General features: G+C 67.8%; 25 protein-coding genes. 13 read left to right on the top strand and 12 right to left on the bottom strand.

The annotated features are described in order from the left end of the window. The first annotated feature begins 25 nt into the window (after window positions 1-25). From D3654_RS11220 to D3654_RS11205, 5 genes are all read left to right on the top strand, one after another. Complete coding sequence (locus D3654_RS11220) at window positions 26-508, top strand: hypothetical protein (RefSeq protein ID WP_120521578.1); 483 nt, start codon at window positions 26-28, stop codon at window positions 506-508. 646 nt (window positions 509-1,154) lie between these two features. Then, the gene (locus D3654_RS11215) at window positions 1,155-1,394 is read left to right on the top strand and encodes a hypothetical protein (RefSeq protein WP_162943715.1); all 240 of its coding nucleotides are present in this window, start codon (window positions 1,155-1,157) and stop codon (window positions 1,392-1,394) included. After that, window positions 1,382-1,882 (top strand): hypothetical protein, encoded by a 501-nt coding sequence (locus D3654_RS20485; RefSeq protein ID WP_162943714.1) that lies wholly within the window; start codon window positions 1,382-1,384, stop codon window positions 1,880-1,882. Before D3654_RS11215 ends, D3654_RS20485 begins: the two co-directional genes overlap by 13 nt. A 274-nt stretch (window positions 1,883-2,156) precedes the next feature. Further along, window positions 2,157-2,501 carry a hypothetical protein gene (locus D3654_RS11210; protein WP_120521576.1) on the top strand — a complete coding sequence of 115 codons (345 nt, stop codon included), beginning with the start codon at window positions 2,157-2,159 and terminating at the stop codon, window positions 2,499-2,501. A gap of 135 nt (window positions 2,502-2,636) precedes the next feature. Next, window positions 2,637-3,044, top strand: a complete 408-nt coding sequence (locus tag D3654_RS11205; protein ID WP_120521575.1) for a hypothetical protein — start codon at window positions 2,637-2,639, stop codon at window positions 3,042-3,044. 18 nt (window positions 3,045-3,062) lie between these two features. Here the strand turns inward: D3654_RS11205 and D3654_RS11200 are convergent, their stop codons facing one another. From D3654_RS11200 to D3654_RS11185, 4 genes are all read right to left on the bottom strand, one after another. Next, the gene (locus D3654_RS11200; RefSeq protein WP_120521574.1) at window positions 3,063-4,832 is read right to left on the bottom strand and encodes an acetyl/propionyl/methylcrotonyl-CoA carboxylase subunit alpha; all 1,770 of its coding nucleotides are present in this window, start codon (window positions 4,830-4,832) and stop codon (window positions 3,063-3,065) included. Next, entirely contained in the window at window positions 4,832-6,460 is a 1,629-nt protein-coding gene (locus tag D3654_RS11195) for a 5-oxoprolinase subunit B/C family protein (RefSeq protein ID WP_120521688.1), read from the bottom strand. Before D3654_RS11195 ends, D3654_RS11200 begins: the two co-directional genes overlap by 1 nt. Window positions 6,461-6,508: 48 nt before the next feature. Further along, the gene (locus tag D3654_RS11190) at window positions 6,509-7,843 is read right to left on the bottom strand and encodes an MFS transporter (RefSeq protein ID WP_120521573.1); all 1,335 of its coding nucleotides are present in this window, start codon (window positions 7,841-7,843) and stop codon (window positions 6,509-6,511) included. Window positions 7,844-7,916: 73 nt separating this feature from the next. Then, window positions 7,917-8,675 carry a LamB/YcsF family protein gene (locus D3654_RS11185; protein ID WP_120521572.1) on the bottom strand — a complete coding sequence of 253 codons (759 nt, stop codon included), beginning with the start codon at window positions 8,673-8,675 and terminating at the stop codon, window positions 7,917-7,919. Window positions 8,676-8,781: 106 nt separating this feature from the next. Between D3654_RS11185 and D3654_RS11180 the strand changes: the two genes are divergently transcribed. From D3654_RS11180 to D3654_RS11170, 3 genes are all read left to right on the top strand, one after another. Further along, on the top strand, window positions 8,782-9,450 hold the full coding sequence (locus D3654_RS11180) for a GntR family transcriptional regulator (RefSeq protein WP_120521571.1): 669 nt from the start codon (window positions 8,782-8,784) through the stop codon (window positions 9,448-9,450). A gap of 51 nt (window positions 9,451-9,501) precedes the next feature. Then, a complete protein-coding gene (locus D3654_RS11175) occupies window positions 9,502-9,960 on the top strand; it encodes an iron chaperone (protein WP_120521570.1) in 459 nt (152 codons plus the stop codon). Window positions 9,961-10,162: 202 nt separating this feature from the next. Further along, a complete protein-coding gene (locus tag D3654_RS11170; RefSeq protein WP_245413189.1) occupies window positions 10,163-12,037 on the top strand; it encodes an APC family permease in 1,875 nt (624 codons plus the stop codon). Between the two features lie 39 nt (window positions 12,038-12,076). Here the strand turns inward: D3654_RS11170 and D3654_RS11165 are convergent, their stop codons facing one another. The 3 genes from D3654_RS11165 to D3654_RS11155 form a co-directional block, all read right to left on the bottom strand. Beyond that, window positions 12,077-14,959 carry an NPCBM/NEW2 domain-containing protein gene (locus tag D3654_RS11165; RefSeq protein WP_120521568.1) on the bottom strand — a complete coding sequence of 961 codons (2,883 nt, stop codon included), beginning with the start codon at window positions 14,957-14,959 and terminating at the stop codon, window positions 12,077-12,079. A 118-nt stretch (window positions 14,960-15,077) separates the two neighbouring features. Continuing rightward, on the bottom strand, window positions 15,078-15,563 hold the full coding sequence (locus tag D3654_RS11160; RefSeq protein ID WP_120521567.1) for a hypothetical protein: 486 nt from the start codon (window positions 15,561-15,563) through the stop codon (window positions 15,078-15,080). Window positions 15,564-15,580: 17 nt separating this feature from the next. Continuing rightward, entirely contained in the window at window positions 15,581-15,838 is a 258-nt protein-coding gene (locus D3654_RS11155) for a hypothetical protein (RefSeq protein ID WP_120521566.1), read from the bottom strand. A gap of 271 nt (window positions 15,839-16,109) precedes the next feature. Here D3654_RS11155 and D3654_RS11150 point away from each other — a divergent pair, with 271 nt between their 5' ends. Further along, window positions 16,110-16,808: a TetR/AcrR family transcriptional regulator C-terminal domain-containing protein gene (locus tag D3654_RS11150; RefSeq protein ID WP_120521565.1), complete on the top strand. Its 699-nt coding sequence runs from the start codon at window positions 16,110-16,112 to the stop codon at window positions 16,806-16,808. Between the two features lie 36 nt (window positions 16,809-16,844). Here D3654_RS11150 and D3654_RS11145 read toward each other — a convergent pair whose 3' ends face one another. After that, window positions 16,845-17,621 carry a LysR family transcriptional regulator substrate-binding protein gene (locus D3654_RS11145; RefSeq protein WP_245413188.1) on the bottom strand — a complete coding sequence of 259 codons (777 nt, stop codon included), beginning with the start codon at window positions 17,619-17,621 and terminating at the stop codon, window positions 16,845-16,847. A gap of 390 nt (window positions 17,622-18,011) precedes the next feature. On the opposite strand from D3654_RS11145, the gene D3654_RS11140 reads away from it, so the two are divergent. Further along, window positions 18,012-19,517, top strand: coding sequence for an amino acid permease (locus D3654_RS11140; protein ID WP_120521563.1), 1,506 nt, complete (start codon window positions 18,012-18,014; stop codon window positions 19,515-19,517). A gap of 153 nt (window positions 19,518-19,670) precedes the next feature. Next, window positions 19,671-20,513 carry an SDR family NAD(P)-dependent oxidoreductase gene (locus D3654_RS11135; RefSeq protein WP_120521562.1) on the top strand — a complete coding sequence of 281 codons (843 nt, stop codon included), beginning with the start codon at window positions 19,671-19,673 and terminating at the stop codon, window positions 20,511-20,513. 17 nt (window positions 20,514-20,530) lie between these two features. Here D3654_RS11135 and D3654_RS11130 read toward each other — a convergent pair whose 3' ends face one another. Genes D3654_RS11130 through D3654_RS11115 form a run of 4 tightly spaced genes read right to left on the bottom strand, consistent with a single transcriptional unit; the run spans window position 20,531 to window position 23,638 of the window. Then, window positions 20,531-21,607, bottom strand: a complete 1,077-nt coding sequence (locus tag D3654_RS11130; protein ID WP_120521561.1) for a sulfate/molybdate ABC transporter ATP-binding protein — start codon at window positions 21,605-21,607, stop codon at window positions 20,531-20,533. Beyond that, window positions 21,604-22,443 carry an ABC transporter permease gene (locus D3654_RS11125; RefSeq protein ID WP_245413200.1) on the bottom strand — a complete coding sequence of 280 codons (840 nt, stop codon included), beginning with the start codon at window positions 22,441-22,443 and terminating at the stop codon, window positions 21,604-21,606. The genes D3654_RS11130 and D3654_RS11125 overlap by 4 nt, the downstream gene beginning before the upstream one ends. A gap of 8 nt (window positions 22,444-22,451) precedes the next feature. Next, window positions 22,452-23,231, bottom strand: coding sequence for a molybdate ABC transporter substrate-binding protein (gene modA, locus D3654_RS11120; RefSeq protein ID WP_120521560.1), 780 nt, complete (start codon window positions 23,229-23,231; stop codon window positions 22,452-22,454). Continuing rightward, window positions 23,228-23,638: a TOBE domain-containing protein gene (locus D3654_RS11115; RefSeq protein WP_120521686.1), complete on the bottom strand. Its 411-nt coding sequence runs from the start codon at window positions 23,636-23,638 to the stop codon at window positions 23,228-23,230. The genes modA and D3654_RS11115 overlap by 4 nt, the downstream gene beginning before the upstream one ends. 162 nt (window positions 23,639-23,800) lie before the next feature. Between D3654_RS11115 and D3654_RS11110 the strand changes: the two genes are divergently transcribed. Together D3654_RS11110 and D3654_RS11105 are read left to right on the top strand one after the other, a co-directional pair. Further along, the gene (locus D3654_RS11110) at window positions 23,801-24,187 is read left to right on the top strand and encodes a DUF5997 family protein (RefSeq protein WP_425359412.1); all 387 of its coding nucleotides are present in this window, start codon (window positions 23,801-23,803) and stop codon (window positions 24,185-24,187) included. 74 nt (window positions 24,188-24,261) lie between these two features. Next, window positions 24,262-24,843, top strand: coding sequence for a hypothetical protein (locus tag D3654_RS11105; protein ID WP_120521558.1), 582 nt, complete (start codon window positions 24,262-24,264; stop codon window positions 24,841-24,843). The last annotated feature ends 46 nt before the right edge of the window (window positions 24,844-24,889 follow it).

The following is a 24,889-nucleotide window of genomic DNA, read 5'->3' as shown; positions in this document are numbered from 1 at the left end:
GCAAACTAGGGTCGGGGGGAAGAATATGAAACTGACGAAACAATTCCTGATCACAGGAAGCATCATGGCCGGAGCCGGGCTCCTCGTAGCAGCGGGCTTCCTCGTGGCTTCCGGCATCGACTACCGCATCGCCGAAGACACGGGCGTCCAACCGGGCTACACGCCGGAATGGATAATGAACGGCATGACCGCCGGATTCCTGCTCGCAGGACTCGGCGCACTGGTGGCGATCGCCGGCGGCGTGCTCGCCCTTCGACGTTCTATCCGCTTGACGAATCGATTCCTGATCGCAGGATGCATCGCGGCCGGACTCGGTGTCCTCGTAGCGGGGGGCTCCCTCGTGGCCTTGCTCAGCGGCTATGGCATGACCGAAGACGCCGGCATCCACATGCCGCAATGGTTCCTCAACGGCATGACCGCCGGAATCCTACTCATCGGACTGGGCGCAGCGGCAGCGATCACCGGCGGAGCTCTCGCACGTCGCCATCCACCCCGCCCCATCAGCTAAGAGGGCCGGGAGCCCTGGTTGGCAGGGCAGCAGCATCAGTGTTGAATAAGTGAGGGCCCCGCCGAGCGGGCCCTCACTTCTTTTTGGTGCCGCATCGCGAGGCCTGCCAGAAACGACCGTTTAAGGCCGGGCTCTGGTTCGTCAGACGCCCTCAAAAAACCGGTCACCGGATTGTTTGAATCGACTCTCCACATTTTGTCCACCGAATGTTTGACAATTGCGATTTTTGCTTCGATGATCTGTTCACCCTCTGAAATGAATGGGCCATTCGGCCCACCTTTGACGTCCATGTGGGGGGATCATGGCACGAGATAAGGAACCACCATGAAAGGAAAAAACCAGAGCTGCCCTGACCGGCGCTCTTACCGCGGGGCTTCTGGCCGCTGGATCACTAACACCATCATTCGCTGCGGCTCCAACGGCGGCGCCGGCGAAGATCTCAAACCCAAGTCCACAAGGGGCCTGCCAAGCTGCCTGGTACTACAGGGCAACCGGGCGCGGGGCGGACACCCACGTAGCCGTCGGCGCAGTTCAGTCGAACTACAACGGAACGCCCTACACCGCCTCAATGACTGTGTCTGCCACGGTCACAGGGACTGCCACGGCTACGGTTTCGGGGAATCTTGAATTCTCAAGGGACTTCGTCGTGGCGAATGTGAAAGCGACATACGGCATCAATGCATCGCTTTCCTTGTCGACCACCCTGGGCAACAGCTTCACTTTCAACGTCCCCGCCTGGAAGACCGGCAACGCAGTCTACGGCGTATACAGGTCCTACACCACAGGCCGTGAAGAGTGGTACACCACGAACTGCGTAGTCACCCAGTACCGCAACGTGAAGGCATACTCCCCCTACAAGGTCGGCTGGCGGGTATGGTTCTCGTAAGGCTCGTACACTCGGTCGCTGCCGTTGTGCTCGTCGCTGCGGCAGCAACCGGCTGCACCTACGAGGATCCAGAACCTCGGGCAACCGCCTCAACTGGGACGCAAGGATCCGAGGGCGCAGCGCCAACACCGACCCCGAGCCCCACCCCGACAATGCCGACGAAATTGCTGGCGTCGTACCCAGAGAACGAAAAGCTAATTGTTGAATCATCTTCACATCGCGGCGCCGCCAAGCTTGGCCCCTTCACAAGCAAGACCGGCTACATAGCCGTCTACGTTCGGTGCATAGGGAATTCAGAGATCAAGATCGACATTTCCGGTGTCGCGAACTTCCCACAGAATTGCGTAAATGATCCAGAGGACCTGGGAACAAAGAACTCCATCGACGTCCGCTACGCCGACAAGTTCACGATCACCGGGGAAGCCGATGCCTCCAGCATCTGGGCCATTGCCATAACAGAGGACCCCACTGGAGGAGTTGGGCAGTAGGAGACCGACCACGAATTTCCGGAGGCGGCAAGCCTCCAAAACTTCGCCGTAGGGAGCGTCAGTCCTCTTGACGCTCCCTCCGCGTTTCTCCGGTCCAGAAACCACCGTTTGCGAACTAGCGGTCCTATCGCCTCAATGCGACAAAGGGGTCTGGGTGGGCGTGGAAAAGCGTTGACCCGTCGAAGCTTCTGGCCACGTACTACTCCGTTATCGTCCGTGCAAACCAGGACGGTAAAATCATCACCGCATTTCCATCCAGGACAAAGTAAGAGGCGTGGTTACGACGCAAGAGCCAGAAGCATTTGCCGCCGAACGCACCACCGGCCTTCGGGACGTTGGACAGGTCCGGTTTGAGGGCGAGGGTGATGACTCCATTGTCTTCATCAAGCCCTCCGATAGCGCCGAGGCCCCGGGCGAATACCGCTTCGCAGAGACGCTGCGCGAAATCTCGGAAGCCATCACAATCGATGAAGCAACATGGCACTCGACCTGGCCCGACAGATCGCTGACCGCTGCCTCCATTGCAATGCTTTCGGTACATATCCAGGAAGCCATCGGCACGGCCCCGCGGGGTGCCACGATCCTGCGCCTGGTCACCGGCGGCGTCGTCGCCGTCTGACAGCCAAAACCCTCGAAGAAACGGTCGAGAGGATCACCGATCATCCAGACTAATATCCTTACGCTCGTTGAACGGCACTTTGACGGGCCCGCCCCTCGGCGCGGCCTGCTTTCGTTCAGGCGCCCGGAGAACGAGATGTTCCTGGATTTCTTCGTCGACGGCAAAGCGCTCCGGACGTGGATTCAGGAGTGGGAAGATGCAGACCGCCAGCCCGATGAAACATCCCTCCTCACTCCCGCCCGGCCGGAGTGGGCAGTCCAACAGATCGACCGTCTACTTGGCCGGATTCCACACCAACATTGGAACAGAGCCTGGCTGCTGTTTTGCAGCGCATGTTGGACCGAGGACTGCGGTGGAGTAACCGCAGACCTACGCAAGGAGAAGGGGTTGGTTCATTGGTCGGGCATCGGCTGGGATGACTCCCTCACCGATGAAACGTACCGGATCGAGACCGCCCTTGATTTCGTCTTTGACGCTCAGCAGTACGAGCAAACGCTCCTTGATGCCAGGGCTCGGTTCACGCGCAGGAAGCGGAGCGGCTAAGCGCCTTTAACACCAGCCCTACTCGATATGTCCCAGCACCGAGCCGACGGACACAACGCCGCCCGCGGCCGACACCACGGAGGCCAGCGTCCCGCCGCGGTGCGCGGGGACCTGGGTTTCCATCTTCATCGCTTCGAGGACCACCAGCGCGTCGCCCTCGGCAACCGGAGCGCCGGGCTCCACGAGCCACTTCACCACGGTGCCGGCCATGCCGGACACGACGGCGGACTCCGGCAGAGCGGTACCGGCAGCCTCGGACGCAACCGAAGCACCGCCGTCGGGCCCCAACGAAATACCAGCGAGGGAGCCGCCGGAACGGGCCCAGCCGTCCAGCAGATCGGCGGGCAGGCCCACGGCAAGCCGCTTGCCGTCCACGTCCACCGTGATCGTGCGGCGCTCACCGGAGGGGGCCACGGGGCTGTACTCGGGATCGACGGGAATGCGGTCGGCGAACTCGGTCTCGATCCAGCGCGTGTGCACGCCAAGCCCATCCGGGGAGGTGAATTCCGGCGCCTCGACCACGGCCCGGTGGAACGGCAGCACGGTCGCCAGGCCGGAGATGTCCATCTCGGCCAGGGCGCGGCGGGCGCGGCGGAGGGCCTGCTGCCGGTCGGCTCCGGTGACCACGAGCTTGGCCAGCAGGGAGTCGAACTGGGGCGGCACCACGGAGCCTGCGCGCACGCCGGTGTCGAGGCGGATGCCCGGGCCGGTCGGCCCCGCAAAGCCAGAAACCGTGCCCGGGGAGGGCAGGAAGCCGCGGCCCACGTCCTCGGCGTTGAGGCGGAATTCGAAGGAATGCCCGCGCGGTTCCGGGTCAGCGAGCATGCTCAGGGGAAGCCCGGCGGCGATGCGGAGCTGCTCCTGCACCAGGTCGATCCCGGAGGTTTCCTCGGTGATGGGGTGCTCCACCTGCAGCCGGGTGTTGACCTCCAGGAACGCCACCGCGCCGCCGGCCGAAACCAGGAATTCCACGGTTCCGGCCCCGGTGTAGCCGGCCTCCCGGCAGATCGCCTTGGCGGCCGCGTAGATCGACTCGCGCTGTGTATCAGTCAGGAACGGTGCGGGGGCCTCTTCCACGAGCTTCTGATGGCGGCGCTGCAGGGAGCAGTCGCGCGTCCCGACGACCACCACGTTCCCGTGGGTATCGGCGATCACCTGCGCCTCGACGTGCCGCGGCCGGTCCAGGTACTGCTCCACGAAGCATTCCCCGCGGCCGAAGGCCACTACGGCCTCGCGCACCGCGGAGTCGAAGGCTTCCTCCACCTCGGCGAGTTCGCGGACCACCTTCAGGCCGCGTCCGCCGCCGCCGAACGCCGCCTTGATGGCCACGGGCAGCCCGTGTTGCTCGGCGAAGGCGCGCGCCTCCGCCGCGGAATCAACGGGTCCGTCGCTGCCGGCCACCAGCGGGGCGCCGGCGCGGACGGCGATCTCGCGGGCGGTGATCTTGTTGCCCAGCTGCCTGATCGCTTCCGGTGAGGGGCCGATCCAGGCCAGTCCGGCGGCGAGCACTGCCTGCGCGAAGTCCGCGTTTTCGGAGAGGAAACCGTAGCCGGGGTGCACGGCGTCGGCGCCGGAGCGGGCCGCGATGTCCAGGAGCTTGGGGATGTTCAGGTAGGTATCGGCCGGGCTGTTGCCGCCCAGGCTGAAGGCCTCGTCCGCGGCAGCGACGTGCATGGCGTCGGCGTCGATGTCGGCGTAGACCGCCACCGAAGCAAGGCCGGCGTCCTCGCAGGCACGGGCAATCCGGACGGCGATTTCGCCGCGGTTCGCGATCAGGACCTTGCGCATTACTTGCTCACTTCTTTCGTGCCGAGGGCGGGGGAAACGCGGAAACGGATGCTTCCGCCGATGGGGACCTGCGCGGCGCGGTCCAGGTGTTCGTCGGTGACCACGGCGATCACGGGGTAGCCGCCGGTGATGGGGTGGTCGGCCAGGAACAGCACCGGCAGGCCGGCGGGCGGGATCTGGATGGCCCCGGCCATGGTGCCTTCGCTGGGCAGTTCGCCCTCGCGGCTGCGCGTGAGCGGTTCGCCGGCCAGGCGCATCCCCACCCGGTTGGACTGCGGCGTGACCTGCCACTCCTGGCTGCAGAGGGACTCGAGTTCGGCGGGGTCGAACCAGTCCTCGCGCGGGCCGGGGACGATGTCCAGCACCGTGACGCTGCCGGGCTCCGGGAAGTCGGGCTGCAGTTCGGGGCTCCCGACGGCGGTGGATGCGGTGTCCTGCCCGACGGCGAGCAGCTGCCCCGCCGCGAGCGGTGCAGGTCCGATTCCGGAGAGGGTGTCCGTGGAGCGGCTGCCCAGGACGGCGGGCAGGTCCGCCCCGCCGCGAACGGCGAGGTAGTTGCGGAAGCCGGCCTCCGGGGCGCCGACGGTGAGGGTCTCGCCGTCGAGCAGCGCGAAAGGCGCGGCCATCTCAACGGTGCGGGGCTGGGCTGCCGGTCCGCCGTCGTCGTCGGAAACAGCGCCCGACGGCGGCGTGATGGTGAGGCTCGACGGCGCACCCGCCACGGCGATCACCTGGTCCCCCACGGCCTGGATGGTGAGCCCGCCGTTGACGGTCTCGACCGCGGCGGCTGTGGACTTGTTGCCCACCAGCCGGTTGGCGCGGCGGAGGGACGCGCGGTCCAAGGCGCCGGCCGCCGAGACGCCCAGGCCACCGTGGCCGCGCCGTCCCAGGTCCTGGATGAGGCTCAGGGCGCCGGGGTTTAGGATGCGGATACCGGCAGCGGGCTCCGCCGCAACAGCCGCAGCGGCGGGCGCCACCTCCACGACGTCGCGCACGGCCCGGTACTGCACCCGGTCCCCCGGCCGGGCGAGGGCGGGCTGGGCACGCTCGAGGTCCCACATGCGGGCGCCGGTGCGGCCGATCAGCTGCCAGCCGCCCGGGGAGCGCCGCGGGTACACGGCCGAGTAGTTCCCGGCCAGGGCCACGGAACCCGCGGGCACCGCGGTGCGCGGGGTGGACCGGCGCGGTACTTCGAGGAGCTGGTTTTCGCCCACCATGTAGGCGAAGCCCGGGGCAAAACCGGCGAAGGCCACGGTCCAGAGCTGCCCGGTGTGCGCGGCGATCACGCCGTCCACGCCCAGGCCGGTGAGCCCGGCGACTTCGGCGAGGTCGTCGCCGTCGTACACGGTGTCGATGACCACAAGCTTGCCGTCGTTTTCGACCGGGCCGCCGAGCTCCATTTCGAGCAGCCGGGCGCCGATGGCCCGCGTGGTGGCGGCGGACTCGGCCACCACCATCACGGTCTCGGCGGCGGCCAGCACGTCCAGCTGCCCGGGCAGCGGGGAGGCGAACAGCTGCGACTGCAGCGCCAGCACATCCTCCATGCTGTCCAGCTCGGCGAGGACCGCGCGGGTCCCCACCGGCCGCACGGAGCGCACCTTGTGGGCGGTCTGCATCCCGGTTTCCATCATCCGTTCCTTAATTCCGTTGCCAGTTCCGGCCAGCCGGCGGGCTGTTTACGCCTGGACGTCCTGCAGGAGCCGGACATCCTCTTCGGGCTTCGGGTCGCGTCCCAGCAGCAGGCCCACGATCGTCACCACCGAGGCGGCGAGCAGGTAGACCGCGATCAGCCACCAGCCGCCGGAAGCAGCACCGTAGAGCGCGGTGAAGATGATCGGGGCGACGGCACCGCCCACCACACCGGCCAGGGTGTAGGCAAGGGAGCTGCCGGCGTAGCGGAGGCGGGCCGGGAACTGTTCGGTAATGTACGCGGCCTGCGGGCCGTACATGAAAGCGTGCAGAGCCAGGCCGATCACCACGCCGATGGTCAGCATCACCACGGACTTGCCCTGGATCATCAGGAAGAACAGCGGGATGAACGCCGCGGTGGCGGCCGCGGTGACGCCGTAGACGAGGCGGCGGTTGAAGCGGTCCGTCACGGCGCCGGCCAGCGGGATGAGGAACAGCTGGAAGGCGGAGCCGATCAGGATCGCGGCCAGCACATTGCCGGTGGTCATGCCCAGTTCCTTGGTGGCATAGACGGCCACGAACACGGTGAAGAGTGCATAGAGCACGTCGGGGCAGACGCGGGACAGGGCGGCGGAAACCAGTGCCTTGGGCTCGTGCTGGAAGACTTCCTTGATGGGGGCCTTGGGGCGGTCGCCGTGGGCCTGGATGGCCTTGAAGACCGGGGTCTCCTCAAGCTTGAGGCGGATCAGCAGGCCGAATGCCACCAGCAGCGCCGAGGCGAGGAAGGCCACCCGCCAGCCCCAGGAGAGGAAGTCGTCGTTGCTGAGGGAGGCAGCGAGGACGGCGAGGACGCCGTTGGCCATCAGGTTGCCGGCGGGCGGACCGATCTGTGCCGCGGAGGACCAGAAGCCGCGCTTGTTGGGATCGCCGAATTCGCTGGAGAGCAGCACGGCGCCGCCCCATTCGCCGCCGACGCCGATGCCCTGGGCCAGGCGAAGCAGCACCAGGATGGTGGGGGCCGCGACGCCGATCACCGAGTAGTCCGGCAGCGCACCGATGAGGACGGTGGCCACGCCGATGAGGACCAGGGTGAAGACCAGCACGTACTTGCGGCCGATCTTGTCGCCGAGCCGGCCGAACACCACGCCGCCGATCGGGCGGGCCAGGTAGCCCACGGCGAAGGCGGAGAAGGACAGCAGCAGGCCCACGAACTCGTCCCCGGAGGGGAAGAAAATCTTGGGGAACACCAAGGCCGAGGCCACGGAGTAGATGGCGAAGTCGTAGTACTCAAGCGAGGTGCCGGTGAGGCTGGCGATGTATGCCTTGAGGGCGCCGGCCGGTGGCTTCCTCGTCACGGCCTTTGCCTTGCTGTTGGTGGTCATGTTTTCCTCCGGGGGATGAGGGTTTTGCTGGAGATTGGGGGTTCTGGGGTTTGGGCGTTCCTGAGGAACGGGTTCAGGCGAAGGAGGCGATGCTGACGCCGGCGTCGCTGAGGGCGGACTTCACGGCGGTGGCCATGGCCACGGCGCCCGGTGAGTCACCATGCACGCAGATGCTTTCCGCGCGGACATTGAGGATGGAGCCGTCGGTTGCCATGATCCGCTGTTCGGTGGCCATCCGCAGCACATGCTCGGCGACCTCCGCGGGATCGTGCAGGACGGCGCCCGGCTGGGTGCGCGGGACAAGGGTTCCGTCCGGATTGTAGGCGCGGTCCGCGAACGCTTCGCTCACGGCGCGCAGGCCGGCCTTTTCGGCCAGGCGCAGGACCTCCGAACCAGGGAGCCCGAGGATCGGCAGGTCCGGGTCCACTGCCTTGACGGCGTCGACGACGGCCTGCGCCTGGGCGGTGTGCTTGACGATCGCGTTGTAGAGGCCGCCGTGCGGCTTCACGTACTTCACCCGGGCTCCGGCGGTGGCCGCCAGGGCTTGCAGCGCACCGAGCTGGTACACGACGTCGTCGGCCAGTTCCTTGGGATCGATATCCAGGAAGCGGCGGCCGAAGCCCGCCAGGTCCCGGTAGCCCACGTGCGCTCCGATCGCGACGCCGGCCTGGGCCGCCTTCGCACTGGTGGCGCGGATGACGCTGGGGTCGCCGGCGTGGAAGCCGCACGCCACGTTGGCGCTGGAAACGGACTCGAACATCGCGGAATCGTCGCCGAGGGTCCAGCGTCCGAAGGACTCCCCGACGTCGCTGTTCAGGTCGATGCTTGCCATTGTGATCCCTATCTCATCGGATGTGGTCCATCTAGGATGCACTACATTGTCGAATTGTTCAACGATTCTTCGATCCGAATTTGCGACAATCAGGTAAATTCATGTCATGGCACCTCCCCAGACCGGCAGCGCGCGCGTCCGTATCGCCGTGCCGTCCGTGGCCGAACGCGTGGCCGAGGAACTGCGTTACCAACTCGCCGAGGGCATGCTGCTGCCGGGCGCCCGGCTCACCGAGGCCACCATCGCCGAGGACCTGGGCGTCTCCCGGAACACCGTGCGGGAGGCCTTTGCCGAACTCGCCAGCGAACGGCTTGTGGTCCGCCAGCCCAACCGCGGCGTTTTCGTGGCCACCCTCGAAGCCGGGGACATCCACGACCTCTATACCGTCCGCCGGGCCATCGAGGTGAGCTCCATCCGCGGCGGCGGCAGCGCCGAACGCGTGGCGGCAGTCCGTGCCGCCGTCGACGAAGGCAAACGCGCCGCCGCGGCGGACGACAATGACGCCCTGGGCAGCGCCAACCAGCACTTCCACGGCGCCATCGTGGCCCTGGCCGAAAGCAAGCGGCTGGACACGATCATGCGGCACGTCCTGGCCGAAATGCGCCTGTACTTCCATAAGGCCACCTCGGACGCGCACTTCTACAGCGCCTGGCTCGAGGAGAACGAGGCCATCTGCGCCGCCCTCGAAGCCGGGGAACTGGAGCGGGCCGGGGAACTCTTGCTCGGCTACCTCAACCGCTCCGAGGAACAGCAGCTCACCGTTCACGGGGAGTAGCGGGCGCGTCTAGTGTGGGTTTCCATACCGACCACACGAAGGGGAACGGCCATGGCGGAGAGCACTAGGAACAAGTCCTACGACGGATTCACCGAAGAAGAGCGCGCCGCCATGAAGGAGCGTGCCCAGGAACTCAAGACAAGCTCCAAGCGCCCGAAGGCAGGCAAGGCGGACGGGGAAGCCGACGTGCTGGCGAAGATCGCCGAACTTCCCGAGCCGGACCGCTCGATGGCAGAGCGGATCCACGCCATCGTCAAGGAAAGCGCTCCTGCGCTCGAGCCGAAGACCTGGTACGGAATGCCCGCGTACGCCAGGGACGGCAAGGTGGTGGCCTTCTTCCAGGGCTCGGGGAAGTTCAAGACCCGCTATTCCACGCTCGGCTTCAACGATCCGGCAAAGCTGGACGACGGCGACATGTGGCCGGTCGCCTACGCCCTGACGGAGCTGACCGCCGAGGTCGAGGCGAGGATCGCGGAACTCGTCAAGAGGGCGGCGGGTTCACAGGCGTAAAGGAACCGTTAAGATCGGCTGATTTTCGCCCGCCGGGGTTTTTCGCGGTGCTAGCCTCCGGGAGGTCATAGCCTGCGAACAGAAAGACGAGTCCTTGACGGCATCTGCCACCCACGGCCTTCCACCGGTCGTCCCCACCCCGCAAAGGCGAGCGGAATCCGGCCACCCACTGATGCGTTGGCTGCTGGAACACCGCGTCCACATGCCTGTCGGACCGGAATCCGCCGAGGACCACACACCGCAGCAGCGCTGGTGGAAGGTCATGTGCCTCACCGGCGTGGACTACTTCTCCACGCTGTCCTACCTGCCCGGCATCGCGGCCCTCGCCGCCGGGGCACTTTCGCCGTTGGCGACCTTGCTGATCGTGGCCCTGACCTTGCTCGGCATGCTGCCGATGTACCGGCGGGTTGCCAAGGAGAGCCCGCACGGCCAAGGTTCAGTGGCCATGCTCGAGACGCTGCTCTCTTTCTGGCGCGGGAAGATCTTCGTGCTGGTCCTGCTTGGCTTCGTGGCGACCTCGTGGATCATCACCATCACACTGTCCGCCGCCGACGCCACCGTTCACCTGCTGGAAAACCCCCTGGTGCCGCATTTCATGGAGGGCCAGGCCGTCGTCGTCACGGTCATCCTCCTCCTCATCCTGGGCGGCGTGTTCCTGCTCGGCTTCACCGAAGCAGTTGCCGTCGCCATCCCCCTGGTGGCCGTCTTCCTCCTCATGAACGCGGTCATCATCGGCAGCGGCCTCGTGGAGGTCTTCACCTCCCCGCAGCTGCTCTCGAACTGGACGGCAGCATTGGGCTCCGCCGGTGCCGGACCGGGCGGACTGATCGGACCCGCGCTCGTGGCCTTCCCGCTCCTGGTGCTTGGCCTGTCCGGCTTCGAGACCGGCGTCAGCATGATGCCCCTGGTGGCCGCCGACGGAAAGACCGCCGAGGAACGGCTTGCTTCGAAGATCAGGAACACCCGGAAGCTCCTCACGACGGCGGCGCTGATCATGAGCGTCTACCTGATCGGCAGCAGCCTGGTCACCACCATCCTGATCCCCACCGAAGCCTTCGAAGCCGGCGGCGAGGCCAACGGCCGCGCCCTGGCCTACCTGGCACACGAACGGCTCGGTGAAGGCTTCGGCTCGGTGTACGACATCAGCAGCATCCTGATCCTCTGGTTCGCCGGCGCTTCGGCCATGGCCGGCCTGGTCAACATCGTCCCGCGGTACCTCCCCTCCTACGGCATGGCACCGGACTGGACCCGCGCCGTCCGCCCGGTGGTGCTCGTCTACACCACCGTCAGCATCCTCATCACGATCGGGTTCAACGCCGACGTCAATGCCCAGGCCGGCGCCTACGCCACCGGCATCCTCGCCATGATGGTCTCCGGAGCCGTGGCGGTGACCATCTCGGCGATCCGCAGGAAACAACGGACCGCCTCCATCGGTTTCACGGTGCTGACCCTCGTCCTGCTCTACGCACTCGTGGCCAACGTGATCGAAAAGCCGGACGGCCTCACCATCTCCGGCTTCTTCATCCTGGGCATCATCGCGGTTTCCCTGGTCTCCCGGGTCAGCCGGACCACGGAGCTGCGCGTGGACCGCATTGAATTTGATGAGGACGCCCGGCGCTTCATCAAGGACACCCTCGACTTCGACGGCCGGATCAACCTGATCGCGAACCGCCCCCAGGCCCGGGACGCCGCCGAATACCTGGCCAAGGAAATCGACCAGCGGGAAATGAATCCGGTTCCTGGAACGGCCGACGTCATGTTCCTCGAAATCGAGATCACGGACCCGTCAAGCTTCAGCGACACCCTGGTTGTCCGGGGCATCGAGGTGGAAGGGCACCGGGTCCTCCGTACCGAGAGCCCGGCCGCCCCGAATGCCATCGCCGCAATCCTCCTGGCGCTGCGCGACGCCACCGGTGTCCGCCCCCACGCCTATTTCGAATGGTCCGAGGGCAACCCGCTGGCCCACCTGATGCGCTACCTGCTGCTCGGACGCGGCGATACCGCCCCGGTGGTCCGCGAAATCATCCGCGAGAACGAGCCGGACCCGGCCCTCCGCCCCGGCATCCACGTGGGCTGAGCCGGGGCGGCCGCCGGCCTAGGCGTCCCGGCCGCCTGCCTACCCCAGCCCCACCGGTTTGTTCCCGATGGCCACATCCATGATGTTCAGGCCCTCATCCACCAAGGCGCTGCCCGCGGGCAGGGTGATGCCGGAGACCTCGAACGCGGCCGGGATATCGATCTTCGTGGCGAACACCGAGGCCGGCTCGTCGACGCGCAGCACGGTGGCAGCGCCGCCGATGTAGCCCTGGGTGTGCCGCTGGTGGTAGGCCGACTTCGCCAGCAGCATGCTGGTGTCCGTGGGCACGCCGCCCTTCCAGTTGGGCAGGGTGATGGTGACCTTCTTGGACATGCCGTTGGTGAAGTGCACCGTGGCCACGCCGGAGGACACCGCGCCAGTGGAGAAGCCGGTCACCAGCAGGGTGCGGCCCTGTCCGGAGACCGCCAACCGCTGCCCGGCGGACTTGAGGGTGTCCGGCGTTCCCACCGGGTTCGGGTGCCATACGGATTCGACGCCGAACGCCGAGTACCGCTGGCCGCTCACCAGCCCGGCGTCCGCCAGGGCTTCTTCCGACAGCGTGCGGCGGTCCGCGGTGATCGCACCGTTGCGCGGGTTCGCGGCGTTCGCCACCGAGGTCTGGTTCAGCAGCGCCTGGAACGGCAGGGGCGTAACATCGACGCCGGGGCCCTGGTACGCGCCGATGTTCGGCGCCGCCGCAGAACCCGAGGCAGCGGTGGGGTTCCCGAAGAAGTCCCGGCCGCCGTCGTCGGCGATCACGGCGCCGGCACCCAGCAGCGGCGAGCCGGACGCGAGCTTGTACCCCGGCACGTCCAGGGTGGTCTGGCCGCTGCCGCCGGCAATCAGCTTGGGGTCGCCCAGCACAGCAAGGGCCTCCCCGGCAGGTGGCTGGATCCCGCCGAAGTAGGCGTTGTTGGAGTACACCGCGGACGCCGCGCGGAGCGGGCCTCCCGGCGCCACGAACACGTTGTTGCGGACCTCGCGCGGGCCCGTCATGTCGTCCAGGAAGCCGCGGGACGGGCAATAGAAGGTGTTGTTGTAGATGTAGTGCTTGCCCGGACCGGTGCTGGCGCCACCCAGGCGGCAGTCGTCCTGGGCCACGTTGTAGCGCAGCACCACATTGGCCGCGGTGGATCCGCCGCCGCAGTTGGAGACGCAGTTGAGGTAGAAGCCGCCGGCGTTCCCGTAGGAGTAGTTGTACTGGAACAGGCAGGTGCCCACGATCTTCATGTCGCAGTCCCAGGCGGTGGAGTCGTAAACGGAGGTGGTGCTGTTGCCCACCACGTTGAACTGGAACACCGGGTTCTTCGAGTTGTACGGCCACATGCCGGCGAAGTTGCCGCCCTCGTACGGGTGCGCGCCCTGGCCGAGGTTGAGGCCGCTGTTGTACTCGATGAGCGGGGCGTCGGAGTTGTGGATGACGATCGCGTCGCCGCCCACCTCGTGCATCGTGTTCCGGGCCACGTACACCTTGGTGTTGTAGCGCTCGGTGGTGTCCGGGGCGGAGATCTTCACGCCGCCGCCCGCGGTGTCGTTGACCTCGTTGTCGGTGATGGTGATGCCGTCCACGGAACCCTTGCCCCAGGTGCGCACCATGATCCCGGCGGACTGGGCGAAGCCCGCCCCGTTGGTGGCCTTGTTGCGCCAGCCGGCCACGTCCTCCACGTGGTTTCCGGTGACCACGATGCCCGCAGTCTGGGCGGTGCCACTGTTTTCGAAGAGGATGCCCACGCGCCGGGTCGGGGTGTCCGAGGGGTTCACGACGTGCAGGCCGCTGACCGTCCAGTGGCTGGCGTTGGTGATCTGGATGGCGGCCACCGCGCCGTCTCCGTTGATGGTGGGCTTGGCGCCGTCGCCGTAGCTGGAGAGGGTGATCGGGTGGCCCGCGACGCCGGTGCCCGCGGGCTTGAGCGCGCCGGTGCAGCTGGTGCCGGCGCGGAAGAGGATCGATTCGCCCGCGTTGAAGGCACCGTGGCCGGTGAGCTGGGCGATCGAGTTGAAGGGGTTCGCCTGGCTGCCGTCGCCAGGCGCGGCGGCCGAGCAATCCACGTAGAACTTCGCGTCGCTGAGCTGGACGACGAGGGCACTGAGCGTGCCGCTGGTGGGCACGTCGAACGGGCCCGTGCCGCTGGCCGTCAGTTCGGCGGTGCCGCCCGTGGCTCCGGCGGGCACCACGAAGGTGACGGCCGCCGCGCCGGTGGCGTCAGCAACGGCGTCGGCCACTTTCCCGCCGCGGAAGGCGAGGCTGAGCGGGCTGAGCGGCTTGAGGTCGCGCACGACGACGGTGGCCGGCGTTCCGGGGACCAGCGCGTTGAGGTTCGTCCCGGCCGAGCCCTCGAGGCGCAGCGGCATGGCGAGATATTCGCCGGAGCAGTTGATGCGGGCATCCGCCCAGTCGGCGTGGTCGTTGCCGTTGCCTTCGGGCCCGGCGTCGACGCGCAGTTCGAGGGTGGTGGCGCCAGCGAGGTCCACGTTGACGGGCAGGGCGCCGTCCGTGCCCTTGCGCTCGGCGGCGAACCGTTCCACACCGTCCACCAGGACCCGGAAGTCGACGCGGCCGCGGCCGGCCTGCGTGTCGTCGATGCCCACCTGGGACAGGAACTGCCGGCACTGGCCGCCGATGTTGTAGGTGATGGACGACGCCGCGTGGGTGCCGAGCCCTTTCGGGTAGACAGTGCCGCTGATGGTCAGGGGGCGCCGGTTCGCGTCGCCGAGGGCCTGGCCGCCGTTGCTCATGTCGAGTTCGGCCGGGCCCCAGCCGTTGCTCATGCTGGCCCAGGGAACGTCGCTGGCGTACCCGACGCCGGGAAGCGGCGGTGTTTCGGCGGCGACGGCGGCGGGAACCGTTCCGACGCCGGCCGCGACCATGGCGGCCGCGGCTGCGATGGCGGCCAGGTTCCTGGCCAGGGTTGGTGTTTTCAAGGTTGTCTCCTCGTTGAGTGCTTCCCTGCACAGCTTTTGGGAAACGCACAGAGATGGTCAACGAGGTGCACAAACTTGAACAGAAACTAACGCACGCGGTTCGGGGCAGCCGCGCAGCTTAGTCGGGCAGTTCGATCCGGAACCCGCAGGCGCATTCGAGTGTTTTCGTGCCGAGGATGACCTCGGCGGTGCCTGCGTCCGGGCATTCGGCGGTGGACATCGGCGCCTGGATCGTCCGGTAGGACGTGCCGGTCACGGCCATCGGCACTCCGCAGTGCAGGTAGGAGCCGCCGAAGTGCAGTGTGCCAGGGACGGTCCCGGCCTCGTTCAGCAATGCTGCGACGTGGCGGAAGGGCGCGGCGTGGGCATGGAAGGAGCCGCACGCGGTGCAGGCGTAGATGACATGCACGAGCGGTTCGACCGGGTGGGCGGGCAGGGACTCGACGGAGTGCAGCATCAGGTGCTTGTCCGTGCCGCAGGTGGAGCACCAGAGTGGCAGCCATTGCGGGGACGCCGGCATGCGCGGCCTCGTCCCGTAGGGGCTTCCCGTCATCTGCTGCGTGCCGGGGTTCAGCCGATCCTGGAGGTTGCGTATCTTTTTCATGGTTAGTCACCGATCCTTCAGGGCAGGGCCGGGTAGGTGTGCAGGATGTAGTCCATGGCCGCAGGTCCGGTCCTCCGCAGGCCCGTGGCCGAGGGGCGGACGCCATGTCGTTTCATGCCCGCCCGGAAGCCGGCTTCGGACAACGGGACGCAACGTTCCAGGCTGCACCAGCTCAGGTACAGGCCGAAAAGCTGCTCTTCGGCAAGCCAGCGGGCGGGGTCCAGATCAGGGATCGTGGCTTCGGCGAGGAAACGGCCGAAATGCGGGGCGGCCATGGTCGGCCTTTCAGGGAGGGATGCTGCCGTTTACGGCTTGGGCGCCGGGGCAGTGGGGCGGTCGCGGGCGGAAGGTGCGAACCGGGGTTCGTGCCGGGAATGGCGGCACGGGCCATATGAGGCAGGAAACTCCGAAGTGCCTGCAAACGCTAGGTAATCGCTCCCCACAGCACTACACTGTAGTAATAACCCGTAGATTTATAATCTTGTCTACACTGTAGACCTACAGCCGCAGGAAGGCAAGGGTTTCTTGGAACGTTAGGAGGCGGTCGTGGAACGCAAAGGAGCGTCCGGACAAAACGGGGCCGGACGGCTCAGCCGCACCTCGGTGCTGAAGGCGGCCCTGGAACTGGTCGATGAGCACGGGGTGGAGGCCCTGAGCATGCGCCGGCTCGGCCAAGCCATCGGCCGCGACCCCATGTCCATCTACCGGTATGCCGCCAACCGGCAGGAACTGCTCGCCGGCGTCGCCGAGCTGGTCCTGGACGAGGTGGAAACCTTCCCTGACGATACGCACTGGCAGGCACAACTGCGCCGGATGGCCCACGAACTGCGCCGGGTATGCCTGCTTCATCCCAATGCCGTCCCGTTGCTGGTGACCGGACCGTTGTCCACGCCCCTTGGCCTGCGGCCGGCAGGAACATTGCGGCCACTGGAACAGGTACTGGGAACACTGATCCGCGCCGGGTTCGTCCCGGCCGATGCCCTGCACATCTACCGCGCCTTCTATGGCTTCCTCTACGGACACATCCTGAACGAACTGCAGGAACTCATCGCGGACCCGGACGAAAACGAAGCCCTGCTGCGCCTCGGACTCCAGCGCCTGCCCCTCCGGGATTTCCCCCACCTGCGCAGCCTCGCGCCCGAGCTGCTGGAGTACGACGGGTCACAGGAACTCGACGAAGGACTCACCATCCTGCTGGCCGGGCTAGGTCACCAACTCGCCGACAACGAAGCACGCTACACCTGAACCGGTACCTCTTCCAGACCCTGACGATATGGGCGGCTAGGGCTTGCCCTTCTTCCGCGAGCCGCGCCCGCGGCCCTTGTCCGGGTTCGGGGCGTAGCGCTGGGCCACCTTCTTGGCGCCGCCCGCAGCGGCGCCGCCGGCCTTGCCGCGGCGGTCCGGCTTGGGGGCCTTCTTCGGCTTCTCCTGCTGGGCCGAGGGCTGGCGCGAGCTGTTGGCGGTGCGGCCCCGGACCACGCCGATGAATTCCTCGATCACCTCGTCCGTGGCGTCCTTCGGCCAGGCCAGGGCAATCCGGGTGCCTTCGCTGCCGTGGAGCCGGCGGGCCACGGTGTCCTTGACGTTGAAGTGCCGGGCCATGGGCATTGGCATGACCACCAGGCCCGCGCCCGACGCCACCACCTGCAGGGCCATCTCCGGCCCGCCCATTTCGGCGATGTCCAGGAAGTTCTCTTCGGCCAGGTCGGCCAGGTCCACGTCCTCGAAGACCGTGATCTCGTGCCCTTTGGGCGCCACGACGGCCGGCTGTTCCTCGTAGAGCGGGATGACGTGGAGCCCCTCCTGGTCCACCGGAAGACGGACGAAGCTGAGGTCCGCGGAACCGTCGCGCAACACTGAAAGCTGGGCGGCGTCGTCGGCCATGAAGGAATGCAGCGGAACGTCCGGCATGCGCTCTTCCCAGCGGCGGATCCATTTGCCCGGCATCACCCCGGGAACGTACGCGAAGCGGAGCTCGCGGCGCGGTTCGGCTTCGGCGGGGGCTTCGGCGGGTGCTGTCTCGTCGCTGGCGGGGGCGGAATCGTGATCGGCTGGCACCTGTTCACAGTACCGCGTGGCGGTTGGCCGGACAGGGGGCCGACGGCGGGCGGGCCAAGATAGCAGCAAACCCAAGTAATGCTTGAAACAGTTCCGGCCCAGCATCAGCCAAGCTGTTGCTCAGGGCGCCGCCGCGTTGCCCATCGGCGACGATCCTTTGGCAATGTGCCTGAGCTCTCAGGAGCCGTCCCGGGCGGTGTTAGCTTGATCACCGAAATGGTCCCCACCGCCACCCTAGCCTCGCTTCGCTTCGGCCAGGGAACCCTGGCGGCGTGGGCCCAGACGGGGTACTCCCCCTTATCCTGAAGACCAGAATCCCGCAGATTCCGGCGTTTGTCCGGCTCTTTCTGCGCGCCCGATTTTGCCTTGCCCTAACCCCACGGAGGATCCATGAGCGCTGCTCCGCTCCAAGAAACACAGGCAACCCCGGCCGATCCCGCAAAGCCAGGCCTCAGGCGGTCTATGGAAGCCCGCCACCTGGTGATGATCGGACTCGGCGGTGTGATCGGTTCCGGGCTGTTCGTCAGCTCCGGCTACACGATCTCCCAAGCCGGACCGCTCGGTGCGGTCATCGCGTACCTGATCGGCGCCGTCGTCGTCTATCTGGTGATGGCCTGCCTCAGCGAACTGGCCATCGCGTATCCGGTGTCCGGTGCGTTCCACATCTACGCCGCCCGCTCGATCGGCCCCGCCACCGGCTTCACCACGGCCTGGCTCTACTGGCTGACCTGGGTGGTAGCACTCGGCTCCGAATTCACCGCCGCCGGCCTGCTCATGCAGCGCTGGTTCCCGGACGTTCCGGTGTGGATCTGGTGCCTGGTCTTCGCCTCGGTGCTGTTCTCGATGAACGCCATCTCCTCCCGTGTCTTCGGCGAGAGCGAGTTCTGGTTCGCCATGATCAAGGTCGCCGCCGTCGTCGGCCTGATCCTGCTGGGCGGCGCCGCACTCCTGGGCTTCCACCCGATGGCGGACGGCGGCTACCCGCAGCTGTTCGAGAACTTCTCGACGTCGGAGGGCCTCTTCCCGAACGGCTTCACCGGCGTGCTGGTCACGGTGCTCGTGGTCTTCTTCGCGTTCTCCGGCTCCGAGCTGATCGGCGTCGCTGCCGGCGAAACCACCGATCCCGCCCGCAACATCCCCAAGGCCATGCGCACCACGGTCCTGCGGCTGGTGATCTTCTTCATCGGCGCCATCGTAGTCATCGCCGCCACCATCCCATATGACAAAGCCGGCCTCGACGAGAGCCCGTTCGTCACGGTCTTCTCCGCGATCGGCATCCCGTATGCCGCGGACATCATGAACTTCGTGGTCATCACGGCCCTGCTCTCGGCCGGCAACAGCGGCCTCTACTCCTGCGCCCGCATGCTGTTCTCCCTGTCCGCGGAGGGTCACGCTCCCAAGGCGTTCGCCAAGCTCACCAAGCGCGGCATCCCGCTGATTGCCCTGGTCGTCAGCATCTTCGGCGGCCTCGCCTCGCTGATCAGCAGCATCGTGGCGCCCACCACCGTGTACCTGGTGCTCACCTCGGTTGCCGGTTTCGCCACCGTGGCTGTGTGGATGTCGATCGTGGCCTCGCACTACTTCCACCGCCGCGCCTTCGTCCGGAACGGCGGGGACCTCTCCACCCTTCCGTACAAGGCGCCCCTCTTCCCGCTGGTTCCGATCCTGGCCTTCGTGGCGTGCCTTGGCTCCATGGTGGGCATCGGCTTCGATCCCACCCAGGCCCCGGCGCTGTACTTCGGCGGTGCCTTCACGGTGGCCTGCTACCTGTTCTTCCACTTCCGGTACCGGAAGAGCGGCAAAGCCCCGACGGCGGCCGCACCTGCCGCTGCAGCCGAGCCGTCCGAAACGGACGACGACGCCGGCGCGAAGGTTCCGGCCGACGCCACCGTCTAGGGCCGCCGTCGGGCCCTGACGCCCAACCCTGGCACCGGAGTCGCGGGAGCGCTGCGGGGTCGCTGGAACGTTCCGGCGTCCCCGCAGGCTTCCCGCGACTTCGCGTTTCCGAACGCCTGCCGGGTCCCGGTCGCCTGTGAGACCATGGCTTCCATGAAGGGCACCGTAGCGCTCGTGACGGGGGCGACCGGCGGCTTGGGAAAGGCCATTGCCACCGGCCTTGCCCGCGAAGGCGCCATGGTGGCGGTGGTCGGCCGCTCCATGGCCAGGGCGGAAGAGGCGGCCAAGAGCATCGGGCAACTCGTCCCCGGCGCCCGGCTTGAGCCGTTGGCCTGCGATCTCTCGGACCAGTCCTCCATCCGCGCGGCGGCGGCCGGGTTCCTGTCCCGCCATGACAGGCTCGACGTGCTCGTCAACGCGGCGGGGGTGTTCCGCAAGGAGCGCCACGTAACCCCCGACGGTCTCGAACTGACCTTCGCCACCAACGTGATGGCGTACTTCCTGCTGACCAGCCTCCTGCAGGATGCGCTCAAGGCCGCCGCGGCGGATGGAAACGCCCGCATCGTCAACATCGCGTCCAGGTACGGGAACACGAAACTCAACTTCGAGGACCTGCAGACCGCCGAGGGTAAATACAGCTACCTGCGCTCGACCCCGCCCACCATGCTCGCCCGGGTCCTCCTCACGCAGGAGTTCGCCGAACGGCTGTCCGGTTCGGGCGTGGTGGCAAACGCCGTCCATCCGGGACTCGTCAAGGACACGGCGCTGCTGCACGACGTCGGCGGCCCGTTCCGCTGGGTCACGAACACCTTCGGAGCAACGGCCGCAGAGGCGGCGGACACGCCGCTCTGGCTCGCCACCTCACCGGAAACAGCCGCCGTGTCCGGAAAGCTCTGGACCAAACGCAAGCAGCTTCCGACGCCGGGCATGGGGTCGGGCCCCGCGGCCCGCAAGCGCCTGTGGGACGCCTGCGCGCGGCTGGCCGGGATGGCCTGAGGCCGCCCACACGCCGGCTACGCCCCGTACACCTGCACCTCGGCCGACTTCACCACGAAGAACACGGCCATCCCGGGTTCCAGGCCCAGTTCGGCCGAGGCCGCCGGGGTGATGTCGGCTGCCAGCTCGCCCGCCCGCACCCGGATCCCGCCGGCGTGCGGCTCGAGCTCCGTGATCACCACGGGCAGGCAGTTGCGGGGGCTGCCGTGCGGCAGCTCCGGGAAGACGGAGACGGCCGACGGCGGGAACGCGGCAACTCCGGGCTCCCCGGCCGCCGCTTCGCCGTCGAACATCCCGGAAAGCGCGGTTCCGGAAAGCCCGCCGAACCCTGAAACGAGCAACCCCTCGGCAGTGACCGTCCCGGCGAGCAGGTTCAGCCCGGCGAGTCCGGCGGCGAAGGCGCTGCGCGGGCGGCCAAGCACCTCGCGGACCGGGCCTTCCTCCACGATCCGGCCGCCCTCCAGCACCACTATCCGGTCCGCGAGCATAAGGGCGTCGAGCACCTCGTGCGTGACGATCACCGCGCTGCGGCCCGCCAGCACCCGTTTCAGCACCCTGCGCAGCTGCGGCGCGCCATGGATATCCAAGGCGGCCATCGGTTCGTCGAGGAGCAGGAGTTCCGGTTCGGCGGCGAGGGCGCGGGCCACGGCCACCCGCTGCGCCTGCCCGCCGGACAGCTGCCCCGGCCGCCGGGCCGCGAGGTCCAGGGCATCCACCTCCGCCAGCCAGCGCCGCGCCGTCTCCCGGGATTCCGCCCGCGACTGCCCGGCGGTGCGCGGCGCAAACGCCACGTTGTCCAGGACGCTCAGGTGCGGGAACAGCAGTGCCTCCTGGGCCAGCAGGGCCACGCCCCGCAGGTGGGGCGGAACCCAACGCGGCGGAACCCAGCCGTGCTTGCCGCCGTCGCGCTCAAACAGGACCTTGTCGCCCAAACGGGCGGACCCGGCGTCGGGCTTCAGGAGCCCGGCGGCCACGGCGAGCAGGGTGGATTTCCCGGCACCGTTCGGCCCGAGGACCGCCACGGTCTCGCCGGGCGCCACCGTGAAGTCGGCGTCCAGACGCCCGTGCACGAGGGCAGTCATCCGGAACGTCATGCGGCCACCTGCCTGCCGGGCTTCCGGTAGGACAGCCCGACGACGGCCACCGCCACCGCCACCAGCAGGAGGGACAGCGCAACGGCGGCGTCGGCGTCGGCCTCGCGCTGCAGGTAGATTTCCAGCGGCAGCGTCCGGGTGACGCCCTGCAGGCTGCCGGCGAAGGTGAGGGTGGCGCCGAACTCCCCCAGGCTGCGGGCGAAGGACAGCACCGCGCCGGAGGCCAGCCCCGGCATGACGAGCGGCAGGGTCACGCGGCGCAGCACGGTGGTGGGGCCGGCGCCGAGGGTCGCGGCCACGGTTTCGTACCGGTTGCCCGCGGTGCGCAATGCACCCTCGAGGCTGACCACCAGGAACGGCAGGGCCACGAAGGCCTGGGCCAGGACCACCGCGGTAGTGGAAAAGGCGATCTGGATGCCGGCCAGTTCCAGCGTTTTCCCCAGCAGGCCCTGGCGGCCGAAGGTGTAAAGCAGCGCGATGCCGCCCACCACCGGCGGAAGCACCAGGGGCAGCAGGACGAAGGCGCGCAGCAGGCGTTGCCCGCGGAACGGCCGACGCGCCAGGACCATGGCCAACGGCACTCCGAATACCAGGCAAACCACTGTGCTCGCGGCGGAGGTCCGCAGGCTCAGGCCGAGCGCGTCGAGGGAAGCGGCCGACGTCACCAGCGGAATGAACTGGCCCCAGTTGACCTTCGCCAGCATCGCCACCAGCGGCAGCATGACGAACAAGGCCCCGACGGCGGCCGGAAGGTACAGCCAGCGCGGAACGCCGCTGTAGCCGTGGCCGCCGCCGTCGGGGGAAGCGTTCGGGGAAGCGTCCCGGGAAGCCCTCAGGGAAGGGGTCACGGTGCGCCGAATCCGGCGTCGACCAGGACCTTCCTGCCCTCGCTGCCGGCGACCAGTTCCATGAAAGCCCGCGCCAACTCCTTGTTCTTGCTGGAGCCGACGATGCCGATCGGGTAAGTGTTCACGGCCTGGTCCGCCTCGGCGAAGGGGATGCCCTTGACCTTGCTGCCGGCGGTCTTCACGTCGGTGACGTAGACCAGCCCGGCGTCGGCTTCCCCGGAGATGACCTTGCCGAGGACGTCGGTCACGGAGGATTCCTCGCTCACGGGCTTCAGCGTGGTTCCGGCAGCCTTTTCCACCTTTTCGGTGGCGGCGCCGCAGGGCACCTGCGGGGCGCAGACCACCACCTTCACGCCCGGCTTGGCGAGGTCCGCGAAGGACGAGACCGACGCCGGATTGGCCGCCGGGACGGCGATCTCCAGGACGTTCGTGGCGAAGTCCTTCGGCTCGCCGTCCAGCAGGGAGGCGTCGGCGAGCTTAGTCATGTTCTTGGTGTCGGCCGAGGCGAAGACGTCGGCGGGGGCGCCCTGGGTGATCTGGGTGACCAGGTCCGAGGAGCCGGCAAAGTTCAGCGTGACCTTGGTTCCGGGGTGGGCCGCTTCGAAGGAGGCGGCCAGTTCCGTGAAGGTCGTCTTCAGGGACGCTGCGGCGTAGACGGTCACCGTGCCGGCCGTCGTGTTCGTTCCACCTCCGGCCGCCGGGGAACACGAGGCCAGCGAAGCAGCCAGGCCGAGTGCGGCCAGTAGTGCCGCCGCCTTCCGGAATGCGTTCCTCATGCGATGCCCTTTCCTTGGGGTGCCTCGATGATGACGGTGGTTGCCTTGACGACGGCGGTGGCCACCGAGCCGAGCTCCAGGCCGAGGTCCCGCACGGCTTCGCTGCTCATCAGGGACACCACACGGAAGGGGCCGCACTGCAGCTCCACCTGCGCCATGACCTTGTCCGCCGTGATTCCGGTGACGAGGCCAACGAAGCGGTTGCGCGCGGAGCTGCCCACTCGGGTGGGATCCTCCGGCAGGGCGGCCTGTTCGCGGGCCAGGTGGGCGAGCTCCAGCCCGTCCACCACCACGCGCCCGGCGTCGTCCTTCGTCCCGGTCAGGGCACCGTTGTCGATCCAGCGGCGCACCGTGTCATCGCTCACCCCGAGGAAGCGCGCGGCCTCCGAAACTCGTATCTGCGGCATGGATTCATCATAGATACGCATTTGCGGAGCAATCCACAAGATTGCTCCGCAAACACATATGTGACCGTGCGCCTGTTCAGTGGACCGGCGGCGGGCCGCGGGCGGTCCGGACGGCGTAGCGGGCGATACCCTTGGACAATGAAGACCCCGAGCCCCCAAGCCATGAAGCCGGCCACCGCTGCGAAGAAGCTTGGCATCTACCTGCCCGCAGCTCCCCAGGAGTTCCAGGACTCGGCCGTCACCCGTGCCGAGTTCGCGGAACTGCAGTCCAACCCGCCCGAGTGGCTCGCCGAGCTCCGCCGCACCGGCCCGCACCCGCGCCCCGTGGTCGCCCAGAAACTGAACATCTCCATCGCCGGGCTCGCCCGCGGCGGCATCACCGAGCCGTTGACGACGGCGGAAATCACCGCGCTGCTGGCCGCACCGCCCCAGTGGCTCGTCGTCGAACGCGCCACCCACGCCGCCGTCCGCTCGGAAGCGCAGCGCATCAAGGACGCGAAGAAGGCAGCGGACAAGGCCGGCGAGAAGGACAAGAAGGCCAAGGCCTAACCCCCACTCGCCAGCGTTCGGGCTCCGGCGCATACTGGAGAAAAGGCGGCCCTGCAGCGTGCGGAGGTGTCCAGATGCCCGCCATATCCGGAGTACAGCTGAGCCTGTGGCAGACCGTTTTCTGGGCGGTCCTGCTCGTCGCCGCCGTCGCGGCCACCGTCCTCTCGCTCCGGAAGAAACAGGACCAGGAACCGGACGCCTTCTTCTGGAACGCCTTCGCCGGGCTCGTGGTGATCGTTCCGGCACTGCTCGTGCCCGCGCTGCTGTCCCCCGCCGTCGGGCTCGTCCTGTTCTGCCTCGCGGCCGCCACGGCGGTTGCCGCCTTGGTCGGCGAACGCAAGGTGGGTGAGCTGCGCCGGCAGCACAGCGTGCACGCCGCCACCGCGGCCCGGCACCGGGACCTCCTGCGGCGCTGGCAGCTCTACGAGCTCGACCCCGGACGGCAGATCGACTACCCCGCCATGAGCGATGCCCGGGTGCCGTCCACCGCGGAACTCTTCCGCGCCATGCGGCACGCGGAGTCCTCCCGTGTGACGGCCGACGGCGGCTACCCGGCCGCCGTCGAGCAGCTCGCCAGGGCGCTGGAGGACGCCGAGCACGCGGCAGGTGCCGCCGGACCGTCACCGGCACCGTTACCGCACGTCACCCGAAACTGACAGCCCGGAAACGGCAGAAGGGGCCGGAACCGCCCAAAGCGGTTCC

The sequence above is a fragment of the Arthrobacter celericrescens genome (assembly GCF_003614925.1).
In the GTDB taxonomy this organism is placed as follows: Bacteria; Actinomycetota; Actinomycetes; order Actinomycetales; family Micrococcaceae; genus Arthrobacter; species Arthrobacter celericrescens.
Note: the sequence above shows the minus strand (reverse complement) of the source record. Positions and strands in the feature narration are given on the sequence as shown.

Coding starts and splice junctions, on each gene's coding strand:
- D3654_RS11135 (WP_120521562.1), top strand. CDS start 19,671: ATGAAGGGCACCGTAGCGCTCGTGACGGGGGCGACCGGCGGCTTGGGA.
- D3654_RS11110 (WP_425359412.1), top strand. CDS start 23,801: ATGAAGCCGGCCACCGCTGCGAAGAAGCTTGGCATCTACCTGCCCGCA.
- D3654_RS11185 (WP_120521572.1), bottom strand. CDS start 8,675: ATGGCAAGCATCGACCTGAACAGCGACGTCGGGGAGTCCTTCGGACGC.
- D3654_RS11220 (WP_120521578.1), top strand. CDS start 26: ATGAAACTGACGAAACAATTCCTGATCACAGGAAGCATCATGGCCGGA.
- D3654_RS11105 (WP_120521558.1), top strand. CDS start 24,262: ATGCCCGCCATATCCGGAGTACAGCTGAGCCTGTGGCAGACCGTTTTC.
- D3654_RS11190 (WP_120521573.1), bottom strand. CDS start 7,843: ATGACCACCAACAGCAAGGCAAAGGCCGTGACGAGGAAGCCACCGGCC.
- modA (WP_120521560.1), bottom strand. CDS start 23,231: ATGAGGAACGCATTCCGGAAGGCGGCGGCACTACTGGCCGCACTCGGC.
- D3654_RS11140 (WP_120521563.1), top strand. CDS start 18,012: ATGAGCGCTGCTCCGCTCCAAGAAACACAGGCAACCCCGGCCGATCCC.
- D3654_RS11170 (WP_245413189.1), top strand. CDS start 10,163: ATGCCTGTCGGACCGGAATCCGCCGAGGACCACACACCGCAGCAGCGC.
- D3654_RS11155 (WP_120521566.1), bottom strand. CDS start 15,838: ATGGCCGCCCCGCATTTCGGCCGTTTCCTCGCCGAAGCCACGATCCCT.
- D3654_RS11200 (WP_120521574.1), bottom strand. CDS start 4,832: ATGCGCAAGGTCCTGATCGCGAACCGCGGCGAAATCGCCGTCCGGATT.
- D3654_RS11130 (WP_120521561.1), bottom strand. CDS start 21,607: ATGACGTTCCGGATGACTGCCCTCGTGCACGGGCGTCTGGACGCCGAC.
- D3654_RS11180 (WP_120521571.1), top strand. CDS start 8,782: ATGGCACCTCCCCAGACCGGCAGCGCGCGCGTCCGTATCGCCGTGCCG.
- D3654_RS11115 (WP_120521686.1), bottom strand. CDS start 23,638: ATGCCGCAGATACGAGTTTCGGAGGCCGCGCGCTTCCTCGGGGTGAGC.
- D3654_RS11160 (WP_120521567.1), bottom strand. CDS start 15,563: ATGAAAAAGATACGCAACCTCCAGGATCGGCTGAACCCCGGCACGCAG.
- D3654_RS11175 (WP_120521570.1), top strand. CDS start 9,502: ATGGCGGAGAGCACTAGGAACAAGTCCTACGACGGATTCACCGAAGAA.
- D3654_RS11205 (WP_120521575.1), top strand. CDS start 2,637: ATGTTCCTGGATTTCTTCGTCGACGGCAAAGCGCTCCGGACGTGGATT.
- D3654_RS20485 (WP_162943714.1), top strand. CDS start 1,382: ATGGTTCTCGTAAGGCTCGTACACTCGGTCGCTGCCGTTGTGCTCGTC.
- D3654_RS11195 (WP_120521688.1), bottom strand. CDS start 6,460: ATGGAAACCGGGATGCAGACCGCCCACAAGGTGCGCTCCGTGCGGCCG.